Source organism: Nonomuraea longispora, from assembly GCF_004348345.1.
GTDB lineage: Bacteria > Actinomycetota > Actinomycetes > Streptosporangiales > Streptosporangiaceae > Nonomuraea > Nonomuraea longispora.
In genome coordinates this window covers 26,601-37,065 of the sequence record NZ_SMJZ01000075.1, presented here as the reverse complement: position 1 = coordinate 37,065, position 10,465 = coordinate 26,601, and the positions used below count along the sequence as shown (strand labels likewise).

Genomic DNA, 10,465 nt, shown 5'->3' with positions numbered 1-10,465 from the left:
TCAGATGTGTATCAGAGACAGGCGGCCCGCCCTGGCCTGGTCGGCGCCGACGCCGTACTGGTGGAAGCGCATCTCGGTCCGGCCCGCGAGGTCCGTGAGCTCGATCGTCACCACCGACGCGGGGCCGTCGCCCGTGCCGTCGGGGCCGCCCGTGGTGAACACCAGCCGTTCCGGCGGCTCGACCTCGCGGTAGGTTCCGTCGAGCGTCGCCTCGAACCCCTCTTCCCCCACCAGCGTGGCCCGCCAGATCCCGCCAGGCCAGGCGTCGAGCGTGAGCCGGCCCACCGGCGTGGCGAGCGAGGCGGGCCCGAACCACCGGGAGAAGCGCTCGGGCTCGGTCCAGGCGGCCCACACCTGCTCGCGTGGGACGTCGAAGACGAGAGTGAGGCCGTACTCGGCGGTTCGAGCCATCGGTGTTGCCCTCCGTGCTGCGTAGCGACCGCTCCACCGTGGTCTACGGCGCTTACGGTCCTCTTCTCGGCGGCTTAAGGGGCATGGCAGGGTGAGATCATGCGGATCATTCGCGCGGCCAGGGTGCTCACCGGACGTCCCGGAGAGGTGATCGCTGAGGGAGAGGTCCTCATCGACGGGGCCACGATCGTCTCGGTAGGGCCGCGCGGCAGCGCGGGCGAGGCGGGAGAGGTCGTCGAGCTGCCCGGCCACACGGTGCTGCCCGGCCTGGTGGACGCCCACGTGCACCTCGGGTTCGACGCCACGGTCGACCCGGTCACCCGGCGCAGCGCCGAGAGCGACCACCACCTGCTGCTGCGGATGGCGGAGAACGCGCGCAAGCTCGTGTCGGCCGGCGTCACCACCGCCCGCGACCTCGGCGGGCGCGACTTCCTCGACCTGGCGCTGCGGGACGCGATCGAGGAGGGGCTGGCCGTCGGCCCGCACCTCGTGGCCGCGACCAGGCCGATCACGATCACCGGCGGCCACTGCTGGTACATGGGCGGCGAGGCCGACGACGAGGTCGCCATCCGCCGCGTCGCCAGGGAGAACCTGCGGGCGGGCGCCGACTGCCTCAAGGTGATGGCCTCGGGCGGCCAGATGACGCCGGGCGCGCCTCCGAGCTGGGTGCCCCAGTACACCACCGAGCAGCTCAGGGTGGTCGTGGAGGAGGCCGGCGCGCGGGGCAAGGGCGTCGCCGCGCACGCCCACGCCCACGCGGCCATCCGCAGCGCGCTCGAAGCCGGGGTCACCACGATCGAGCACTGCTCGTTCTTCACCCCGTCCGGCCACCGGTACGACGCCGAGCTGGCCGACCTGGTCGCCGCCGGCGGCACGTACGTCTGCCCGACCCTGCACGGCGTGTTCTGGCGCTCGCGCGAGGTGCTCGGCGCCGAGATGCTCGACGACTGGCTGAGCGGGGTCGCGGCCATGCGAGAGGCGGGGGTGCGGCTCATCGCGGGCACCGACGCCGGGTTCGTCTCCAGCGGCGTGGCCAACCGTGCCGACGGGTTCGTGGCGAGCCTGGAGGTGTTCGCGGAGGCGGGGTTCGGCAACGCGGAGATCATCGAGCTGGCCACCGTGCGCGCCGCCGACGCCTGCGGGGTCGGGGAGGCCGCCGGAAGCCTGGAGGCGGGCAAGCGGGCCGACCTCATCGCGGTCGCGGGCGACCCGCTCACCTGCCTGTCCGACCTGCGCAACCTCGCGCTCGTCCTGGTCTCGGGCCGATCGGTGAGCCAGACGGGCGTGGACACGGTGACGTCGTCCGCGGGCTGAGCGGGCTCCCGGACGGCTAGGCTCCTCGCATGGATGTGAAGGATCGCGTACGCGAGCTGCGCCTGCAGGGCCGCTCGCCGAAGGAGATCGCCCGCGCGCTCAAGGTCGCCCCGTCGGTCGTCGCGCCGCTGGTGCGGGCCATCGCCGCGGAGAGCGCGCCCACCGGCGAGCCCGAAGTGGTCGGGTGCTGGATCAACACGGGCTGGAGCGACGGCCTGAACGTCGACCCCGCGCGCGGCTGGGTGGACGAGGCCCCCGGGTCCGGCGTGGACGGCATGGTGTGCGTGCTCGTGGCCCGCCGCCACGGCTATGACCGGATGGCGGTCTCCGGCTACCTCGCCGACGTCTACTGCCTGGGCGTGAAGAACGCCATCGGGCCTGACGTGCTCGACGAGCGCGAGCTTCGGCGTTTCCGCGAATACTTCTTCGGCGAGTACGCCGGCTACCAGGAGGCGCCGATCGACCTGGCCAGGCACCTCGTGCTCGGGTCGATCGACTACGCCCGCACGCTCGGGTTCGAGCCCGACGAGGAGTTCGAGCCCGTGGCCGGCGCCCTGGGGGCGTGGGAGGAGAAGTCCGCGATCACGTTCGGGCGCGACGGCAGGCCCTTCTACATGCAGGGGCCGCACGACGACGCCGCCAAGGTGCTGCGGATTCTGCGACGCACGCTGTCCGACGACGAGTTCGACCACGTCACCGTGTCGCCGGGCTGGCCTGCGCGATGATGACGCTGGGCAGTGTGCAGCCCGCCACCGCCGAGGCCAAGCACCGATACGGGGACGTGCAGAAGGCGCTGACCGGTGAAGAACTCCGGGATCGTCGGGGCGGTCGGAGGGCTCTACGTCGATCAAGGGAGTGAGCATGGCGCAGTCACGGGAGCACACCTTCTCCGGCACCAGGGACCGCATCACCGCCCGCGTCTGGCCGAACGAGCGGCCGCGCTATGTCGCCGTGCTGGTCCACGGCTACGGTGAGCACATCGGCCGCTACGAGTACGTGGCCGACCGGCTCGTCCGGCACGGCGCCGCCGTCTACGGGCCCGACCACATGGGCCACGGCAGATCCGAGGGCGACCGCGTGCTCATCGAGGACTTCGAGGACGTGGTCACCGACGTGCACACCGTCGAGCGGCTCGGCAGGGCCGACCACCCGGGCGTGCCCGTCGTGGTGATCGGCCACTCGATGGGCGGTCTGATCGCGGCCCGCTACGCCCAGCGTCACGGCGCCGGGCTGGCCGCGCTCGTCCTGTCGGGGCCGGTGATCGGCAGCTGGGCGATCGTGCCGGAGCTGCTGGCGTACGAGGAGCCGCCGGGCACCCCGATCGACCCGGCCACTCTCTCCCGCGACCTGTCGGTGGGCACGGCGTACGCCGCCGACCCGCTGGTGTGGCACGGCCCGTTCAAGCGCGCCACGCTGGAGGCGTTCGCGACGACGCTGGCGACGATCGCCGGGAGCGGCACGTTCGGATCGTTGCCGACGTTGTGGGTGCACGGGGAGGCGGACGAGCTCGTCCCGATCGCCGGCAGCCGCCCCGGTGTCGAGGCCGTACGCGGGGCCGACCTCACCGAGCGCGTCTACCCCGGAGCCCGGCACGAGGTGTTCAACGAGACCAACAAGGACGAGGTCCTGGACGACGTGACCGCCTTCGTCGACCGGGCCCTGTCCCGCGCGTCGTAGCCGGGGTCTCCGGACGTCTCAGACCACGTCCAGCAGGACGTGCCCCGCGCCACGCGTGCGGGTCAGCTCGACCTTCCAGCATCCCGGCTCGGGGAACACGAACCCGGTGCCCCACTCCTGGCCGGGCCGCCGCCGACTGGATCCACCGTGCTCCTCGGGCCCCCGGACGAGCGTGGCGGCGGTGCCGTCGGGCAGCGAGGCGGCGACCCGCAGCGGCCCCCGGTCATCCGCCACACGATCTTGACCTCGTCGACCGCACACGTCAGGCATCCCATCACCGCGCCTCCTCACCCTCTCTACCCGCGATCCGGCCGGAAGGTTGCGATGAGTTTCCCGCCGCGGCCGGGTCTTCCTGTGCGAGGAGGCGATGATGGGCGAGCAGAAGAAGGCGCTGACCGCCGGCGTGGCGCTGCTGGAGCGATCGATCGAGTACGCCGTGGGCAGCCTGCGGCTCGTCACCCCTGACGCGCTCTGCCGGGGCACACCCTGTTCGGGCTGGAGCCTGCAGCGGCTGCTCGACCACCTCGGCGACTCGCTGGGGAGCCTGAACGAGGCGGCCGCGTCCCGTACCGTCGAGCTCTGTCCCGTGTCCGCCGCGCCCTGGCCGGTCCTCACCAACCCGGCCCTGTCCCTCAGAGACGAGGCGACGATGGTGCTGGGGGCGTGGACGGCCCTGCTCGCCGGCGAGCCCGTCTCCATCGGCGGATGGCACGTGTCGAGCCCGGTGGTGGCCGCGGTCGGCGCGATCGAGGTCGCCGTACACGGGTGGGACGTGGCGAGGTCGTGCGGTGAGCAACGTCCCATCCCGCCCGCGCTGGCCGAGGAACTGCTGGACCTGGCCCAGGTGTTCGTCACGCCCGCGGACCGCCCCGGGAGGTTCGCCGCGCGGGTGGGGGTGCCGTGCACGACGCCCGCGCAGGATCGCCTCCTCGCCTTCCTGGGCCGCGACCCGAACTGGCGTGTACACCTCTGAGATACCCCGGCCGGTGAATGTGGCGAGGCGTGTTTTCGTCCAAGAACGGGAGATCTCGGATGTTCCGCGTGGAATATCCCCTAAAGGTGGAATGGTTGTCCGGAAAATGCGGCATTGTCGGCCTGAGGCGGTTGCGAGCGATCTGCTCACCCCTTAGTGTTTCTGACGCATGTTCGCGTTCTCGGAAAGCCTGATGGTCAGGGGTCGGTACGGGTATTCGGCCTGCACCGGATCCGCTTTGTGGGGGACATGAGTGGCACTCGGATTGTGCGCCGGCTTCGGCTGTGAGGGCGGAAGCCGCGACAGGCGGCGGACGTCATTTTGCTGCCGTCCTGCGGAGTGCATCGGCGCAGGTAGATGAGATGTTGCAGGCCATGGGCGCACCGGCTCGGCCGGGCGCCCGCCTGTTTCGCCAGGGCGAGACCCCCATTCAGGTGACCGGCTGAAGAACGTCCTAGTCGGAATGATGCCGCATCGAGGCGGCCAATTCACTGCGCGTAATCACGCATGGAAAATATCGTTCCATTCAGGAGGTTTGTAGTCTCCATGAGTTCGTACTATGAGAAGGTCGGCGCTTCGACCATTCGCGCCGTGGTCGACCGCTTCTATACGGTCGTGCTGGACGATGCCGAGCTCAAGCCGTATTTCAGCGGCGTCGACATGGCAAGGCTCAAGCGGCACATGGTCATGCTGCTCTGTTCCGTCCTCGGCGGCCCCGAGGTGTACGAAGGCCACGACCTGGGCGACGCCCACCGGGGCATGGGAGTCACGGGCGAGCACTACGAGAGGGTCGGCCACATCCTCGTCACCGTGCTCCGGGAGGACTTCGGCGCCGACGACGACCTCGTGGAGCACGTCGCGACGGTCCTGGGCCAGGTGCGCGGGTCCATCGTGGAGGTAGGGGCAGCGGGATAAGTGGACACGCAAGCTCTGAAGGGCAGCTGGCGCCAGGTCGCCCAGTCGGGTGACCAGGTGCCGCTGTTCTTCTACTCCGCCTTGTTCCTCATGTATCCGGAGACCCGCTCGCTCTTCCCGGTGTCCATGGCCGCCCAGCGCGACCGGCTGGTCAACGCGCTCGGACACGTCGTCAGCAACGTCGACCGGGTGAACGAGCTGGTGCCGTTCCTGCAGCAACTCGGCCGCGACCACCGCAAGTTCTCCGTGGTCGCGCAGCACTATCCCGCCGTCGGGCAGGCGCTGCTCGCCACCCTGGAACACTTCCTTGGCGACCTCTGGACGCCGGCCCTCGCGCGCGACTGGACGGCGGCGTACGGGCTGGTCGCGAAAGTGATGACCGAGGCGGCCGAGGAGTCGTCGGCCACGTCGCCGCCATGGTGGGAGGGCGAGATCATCCTCCACGAGGTGCGCGTCCCCGGCATCGCGGTCATCAGAGCCCGCCTCAACTACCAGTACCCCTTCCGCCCCGGCCAGTCCGCCTCCGTCTCCACCGCGCTGCGTCCCAAACTCTGGCGCTACTACTCCATCGCCAACGCGCCGCGCCGCGACAACACCATCGACCTGCACGTACGCGTCGTCGACGGCGGCACGGTCAGCACCGCCCTCGTGCACGCCGCGCAGCGCGGCGACATCCTGAAGATCAGCGCACCGGTGGGCGACCGGCTGACCCTCAGCCCGGGACCGGCCAGGGAGCTTCTCCTCATCGCGGGCGGCACCGGCCTGGCTCCCCTGAAGTCACTCGTGGAGCAGGTGGCCCACGAGGGCCCGCCCCGCGCCGTGCGCCTCTTCGTCGGCGCCAGAACCTCCCGCGAACTGTACGACGCCGAGGCGCTCGCCAAACTGGAGGCCGACAACCCCTGGCTGAGCGTGGTGCCCGTCGTGTCCCGCGACGCCTTCTACCGGGGTGAGCACGGCTACGCGGTCGACGTCGCGCTGAAAGCCTGGCGCGACCAGGACGTCTACGTCTGCGGTTCGGAGGAGATGGTCCAGGGCTCCGTCTCCCGCCTCCTGGACGCCGGGGTGCCACCCGAGCACATCCGCTTCGACGAGTTCACCACTGCTGGAGGTAGGGAGCCGTGACGGCAGACATGCCATGGGGCGAGCGCCCATCGAACGACCGCCGGCGGCTCACACCGGAGCGGGTGCGCAACCACACCTTCTCCCGTACCAAACTCGGCCACCGCGGCTACAGCGAGGAAGAGGTGCGGAGCTTCCTGTACCGCATGGCCGACGACATGGCGGCCGGCGACATGGAGAAGGCCGACCTGCGCGCCGAGGTGGAACGGCTGAAGAACTGGTACAAGGACCGGGGCACCGACGTCACCGCCCCGGACAACCAGCAGGCCAGGCTCAGCGTCGACGCGGTCAACCTTCTCTCCAGGGCCCAGCAGACGGCCGACGCCCAGATCGCCGAGGCGGAGGACTACGCCCGGCGGCTGGTGGGCCAGGCACGCCAGCAGTACGAACAGGTGCTGCAGGAGGCGCAGCATCGGGCGGAGGAGGCGGCCAACCAGGCGGTCAACGTCTACCGGTCGAGCGGCGGACACCAGTCGGCCGAGGCCGAGGAACTGGAACGGCGCATCGCCTACCTGCGCACGTTCGCCGAGGTCACGCAGGTGCAACTGCGTGCCGTGCTCGAAGGGCTGACGAACGAGGTCAACAAGCTCGGCAACCTGCCTGAAACGGGCCAGAACGCCGCCTACTCCTCACTGGGCCGCGACTGACCCACACACCGTTCACCGGCCGGTTCTCGGGGGCGTGTGCCGGGGCGCGTCCCGGCCACCGCACACGCTAATCCACCGCGCGCTCATCCCACCGAAAGCCCACAAAACGCCGTACGATCGTGCTGTACAGAGCAGTCACCCGGACATGACTCTCCGCGAACCCCCAACGATCCATCCGATACGGTGGGAAGATCGTAAGTGGCCACCGGTCACCACCGGACCACCACACGGGTCAATCCGTGTATGGGGGCGGATATCCGTCCGGCCCGGGCCGGAGGGGCGACACGGCGGAACGCCACGGCCAGGGCCGAGCAACGTGGTGGCGACGACCGTTCTTCGTGCGGCCGTCGCCACCACCCGACCCCGACCACCCCGATGTTCGCCACCACCCATGCGCGGCGGGGTGCCGCGGTCCGAGAAGCGGGACCGGTCCGGGTTGTCAGGAGCTCTCGCCGAGGGTGGCCAGGACCTGGTCGCCGTATTTGGCTAGTTTGTTCTCGCCCACGCCGTTGATCTGGCTGAGCTCCGCCAGGGTGGACGGTGACCGGGTGGCGATCTCGCGCAGCGTCGCGTCGTGGAAGATGACGTAGGCGGGCACCCCCTGCTCCTTGGCCGTGGCGGCACGCCAGGCGCGCAGGCGCTCGAAGACCGGAGCGGCCTCCTCGGGCAGCTCGGCCGCGGCCGGGGCCTTGCCCGGCGTCGTCCTGGTGCGGGCCGGGCGGTGGGCGTCGCGGCGCAGCGGCACCTCGCGCTGCCCCCTGAGCACCGCCGCGCTGCCGTCGGTCAGCACCAGCGCGCCGTGGTTGGGCTCGACCGCCAGCAGCCCCTGGGCGAGCAGTTGCCGCACCACCCCGTGCCACTCCGCGTTGCCGAGGTCGGCCCCCACCCCGAACACCGTGAGCGTCTCGTGGCCGTGCTGGAGCACCTTGGCCGTTTTCTTCCCGAGCAGGATGTCGACCGTCTGCCCCACGCCGAACTTCTGGCGCCGCTCCTTGTCGAGACGCCACACGGCGGAGAGCACCTTCTGGGCCGCGGTCGTGCCGTCCCACGACTCGGGCGGCGCCTGGCAGGTGTCGCAGTTGCCGCAGGGCTCCGAGCCCTTCTGGCCGAAGTAGTCGAGCAACATCATCCGCCGGCAGCCCACGGTCTCGCAGAGCGCGAGCATGGCGTCGAGGTGGTGCACCTGGCGGCGGCGGTGGGCCTCGTCGCCTTCCATGGCCATCCGCCGGTGCTGCACGACGTCGTGCAGGCCGTAGGCCATCCACGCGGTGGCGGGCAGCCCGTCGCGCCCGGCCCGGCCGGTCTCCTGGTAGTAGCCCTCCACCGACTTGGGCAGGTCGAGATGGGCCACGAAGCGCACGTCGGGTTTGTCGATGCCCATCCCGAACGCGATCGTGGCCACCACGACCAGCCCGTCCTCGCGGAGGAACCGGGCCTGGTGGGCGGCGCGCGTGCGCGCGTCGAGACCCGCGTGGTAGGGCAGCGCGGCGATGCCGTTGGCGGCCAGGAACTCGGCGATCTTCTCGGCGGAGGAGCGCGACAGGCAGTAGACGATGCCGGAGTCGCCCGGGTGCTCGGTGCGCAGGAAGTCGAGCAGTTGCCGTTTGGGCTCGCTCTTGGGGGTGATGCGGTAGTGGATGTTGGGCCGGTCGAAGCCGGCGACGAAGTGGCGGGCCTCGTCGAGGCCGAGCCTGGCGGAGATCTCGGTGCGGGTGGCCGGGGTGGCGGTGGCCGTCAGCGCGATGCGCGGCACGTCGGGCCAGGACTCGCGCAGCTTGGACAGCTCAAGGTAGTCGGGGCGGAAGTCGTGGCCCCACTGGGCCACGCAGTGCGCCTCGTCGATGGCGAACATCGAGATGTCGCCCTTGGCCAGCATCCGCAGCGTGGCGTCGACGCGCAGCCGCTCGGGAGCGAGATAGAGCAGGTCGAGCTCGCCCGCGAGGAACTCGGCCTCCACCAGCCGCCGCTCGTCGAAGTCCTGCGTCGAGTTGAGGAACCCCGCCCGCACGCCGAGCGCCCGCAGCGCGTCGACCTGGTCCTGCATCAGCGCGATGAGGGGCGAGACGACCACCCCCACGCCGCGGCGCACCAGGGCGGGGATCTGGTAGCACAGTGACTTGCCCCCGCCGGTGGGCATGAGGACGAGCGCGTCGCCGCCGGCCACGACGTGGTCGATGATCTCCTGCTGGTTCGACCTGAACGAGTCGTAGCCGAACACACGGTGCAGGACCTCGAGGGGTGTATCCATACGGCTACCTTAGGTGTTCGGGGGCTTGCGGGTTGTGAGTTCGCCGAGGGCGATCAGCCGGCCCTGCCCGTCTACGGCTCCCGGCCCACCATTCCGGACACCAGCACGGCCAGCGTGAGCGCTGAGCTGCGCGACGCCGACGTGCAGGTCCCGCGACATCGGCGGAATGAACACCGAGAACGCGTAATAAAGCACGCCGTATCCGGCGGTCTGAGTGATCGCGAGTGCTCCGATGAGCCGTACGGAAGAGGTCGGTTGAGCGATCACGTGGTTACTGTTCCCGTTCATATGACAACAACTCGTGATAAAGATCACGCCACCCGGAATTGCATTGTCTTATATCCGTGGACGGCTAATAGCGTTGTGTCATGGGACATTCCTTTGTGGTGACCGGTGGCGGACGCGGCATCGGCAAGGCGGTGGTCGAACGGCTGCTCGGCGACCGGAACACCGTGGTCGCCGTCGAACACGACCCCGCCGCCCTGGACTGGGCCGGGCCCAGGGTGATCCCCGTGATCGGCGACGCGGCGGACGAGGAGGTCGCCGCCTGGGCCGCCGACCTCGCCCAGGAGTCGGGCCCGCTGCGCGGCTGGGTCAACAACGCCGCCGTGTTCAGGGACGCCTCGGTGCACTCCGCCCCGATCGCCGAGGTCAGGGCGCTGATCGCGGCCAACCTTGACCTGGCCGTGGTCGGCTGCGCCACCGCCGTACGCCACTTCCTGGATGCCGGCACGCCGGGCGCCATCGTCAACGTCACCTCGCACCAGGCCACCAGGGCGGTGCCGGGCGGCCTGCCGTACGCGACCGCGAAGGCCGCCACGGAGGGGCTGACCAGGTCGCTGGCGGTGGAGTACGGCAGGCGCGGCATCAGGGTCAACGCCGTCGCTCCCGGCACGGTGGCCACGGAACGGTATGAGGCGTTCATGGCGGCTCAGCCTCCGGAGAGCGCTGCGGCCGTCGAGGAACAACTGGCCACGCTCCACCCGCTGGGCCGCGTGGCGGCGCCCGCGGAGGTTGCCTCCGTCGTGGCCCATCTGCTGTCGGACGACGCCTCCTTCGTCAACGGGGCCACGATCCCGGTGGACGGCGGGCGCACGGTGCTCGGGCTCGACCCGGAGGCACGGTAGTCAGCCCTGGAAGCGACGGCATGTCCGCTGCCAC

At 70.5% G+C, this 10,465-nt stretch carries 12 protein-coding genes; 8 read left to right on the top strand and 4 right to left on the bottom strand.

Annotation, left to right across the window (positions count from 1 at the left end; all coding sequences use genetic code 11):
- Entirely contained in the window at window positions 1-411 is a 411-nt protein-coding gene (locus E1267_RS20575) for an SRPBCC family protein (RefSeq protein WP_132334214.1), read from the bottom strand.
- Window positions 412-510: 99 nt separating this feature from the next.
- Between E1267_RS20575 and E1267_RS20570 the strand changes: the two genes are divergently transcribed.
- From E1267_RS20570 to E1267_RS20560, 3 genes are all read left to right on the top strand, one after another.
- The gene (locus tag E1267_RS20570; protein ID WP_132334213.1) at window positions 511-1,725 is read left to right on the top strand and encodes an amidohydrolase family protein; all 1,215 of its coding nucleotides are present in this window, start codon (window positions 511-513) and stop codon (window positions 1,723-1,725) included.
- Window positions 1,726-1,754: 29 nt separating this feature from the next.
- Window positions 1,755-2,450 carry a helix-turn-helix domain-containing protein gene (locus tag E1267_RS20565; RefSeq protein WP_246064074.1) on the top strand — a complete coding sequence of 232 codons (696 nt, stop codon included), beginning with the start codon at window positions 1,755-1,757 and terminating at the stop codon, window positions 2,448-2,450.
- 136 nt (window positions 2,451-2,586) lie between these two features.
- Window positions 2,587-3,402: an alpha/beta hydrolase gene (locus tag E1267_RS20560; RefSeq protein WP_132334212.1), complete on the top strand. Its 816-nt coding sequence runs from the start codon at window positions 2,587-2,589 to the stop codon at window positions 3,400-3,402.
- Between the two features lie 18 nt (window positions 3,403-3,420).
- On the opposite strand, the gene E1267_RS20555 is transcribed toward E1267_RS20560, so the two are convergent.
- A complete protein-coding gene (locus E1267_RS20555) occupies window positions 3,421-3,636 on the bottom strand; it encodes a hypothetical protein (protein ID WP_132334211.1) in 216 nt (71 codons plus the stop codon).
- Window positions 3,637-3,769: 133 nt separating this feature from the next.
- On the opposite strand from E1267_RS20555, the gene E1267_RS20550 reads away from it, so the two are divergent.
- The 4 genes from E1267_RS20550 (at window position 3,770) to E1267_RS20535 (ending at window position 7,056) form a co-directional block, all read left to right on the top strand.
- Window positions 3,770-4,375 (top strand): TIGR03086 family metal-binding protein, encoded by a 606-nt coding sequence (locus E1267_RS20550; protein ID WP_132334210.1) that lies wholly within the window; start codon window positions 3,770-3,772, stop codon window positions 4,373-4,375.
- 546 nt (window positions 4,376-4,921) lie between these two features.
- Entirely contained in the window at window positions 4,922-5,290 is a 369-nt protein-coding gene (locus tag E1267_RS20545) for a group I truncated hemoglobin (RefSeq protein ID WP_165959704.1), read from the top strand.
- A complete protein-coding gene (locus E1267_RS20540; protein WP_132334208.1) occupies window positions 5,291-6,412 on the top strand; it encodes a globin domain-containing protein in 1,122 nt (373 codons plus the stop codon).
- A complete protein-coding gene (locus tag E1267_RS20535) occupies window positions 6,409-7,056 on the top strand; it encodes a DivIVA domain-containing protein (RefSeq protein WP_132334207.1) in 648 nt (215 codons plus the stop codon). The genes E1267_RS20540 and E1267_RS20535 overlap by 4 nt, the downstream gene beginning before the upstream one ends.
- A 439-nt stretch (window positions 7,057-7,495) precedes the next feature.
- On the opposite strand, the gene recQ is transcribed toward E1267_RS20535, so the two are convergent.
- Both recQ and E1267_RS20525 read right to left on the bottom strand, forming a co-directional pair.
- Window positions 7,496-9,304 carry a DNA helicase RecQ gene (gene recQ / locus E1267_RS20530; RefSeq protein WP_132334206.1) on the bottom strand — a complete coding sequence of 603 codons (1,809 nt, stop codon included), beginning with the start codon at window positions 9,302-9,304 and terminating at the stop codon, window positions 7,496-7,498.
- Between the two features lie 9 nt (window positions 9,305-9,313).
- Complete coding sequence (locus E1267_RS20525; protein WP_132334205.1) at window positions 9,314-9,619, bottom strand: hypothetical protein; 306 nt, start codon at window positions 9,617-9,619, stop codon at window positions 9,314-9,316.
- A gap of 53 nt (window positions 9,620-9,672) precedes the next feature.
- On the opposite strand from E1267_RS20525, the gene E1267_RS20520 reads away from it, so the two are divergent.
- Window positions 9,673-10,431: an SDR family NAD(P)-dependent oxidoreductase gene (locus E1267_RS20520; RefSeq protein ID WP_132334204.1), complete on the top strand. Its 759-nt coding sequence runs from the start codon at window positions 9,673-9,675 to the stop codon at window positions 10,429-10,431.
- The last annotated feature ends 34 nt before the right edge of the window (window positions 10,432-10,465 follow it).

Coding starts and splice junctions, on each gene's coding strand:
- E1267_RS20575 (WP_132334214.1), bottom strand. CDS start 411: ATGGCTCGAACCGCCGAGTACGGCCTCACTCTCGTCTTCGACGTCCCA.
- E1267_RS20570 (WP_132334213.1), top strand. CDS start 511: ATGCGGATCATTCGCGCGGCCAGGGTGCTCACCGGACGTCCCGGAGAG.
- E1267_RS20565 (WP_246064074.1), top strand. CDS start 1,755: ATGGATGTGAAGGATCGCGTACGCGAGCTGCGCCTGCAGGGCCGCTCG.
- E1267_RS20560 (WP_132334212.1), top strand. CDS start 2,587: ATGGCGCAGTCACGGGAGCACACCTTCTCCGGCACCAGGGACCGCATC.
- E1267_RS20550 (WP_132334210.1), top strand. CDS start 3,770: ATGATGGGCGAGCAGAAGAAGGCGCTGACCGCCGGCGTGGCGCTGCTG.
- E1267_RS20545 (WP_165959704.1), top strand. CDS start 4,922: ATGAGTTCGTACTATGAGAAGGTCGGCGCTTCGACCATTCGCGCCGTG.
- recQ (WP_132334206.1), bottom strand. CDS start 9,304: ATGGATACACCCCTCGAGGTCCTGCACCGTGTGTTCGGCTACGACTCG.
- E1267_RS20520 (WP_132334204.1), top strand. CDS start 9,673: ATGGGACATTCCTTTGTGGTGACCGGTGGCGGACGCGGCATCGGCAAG.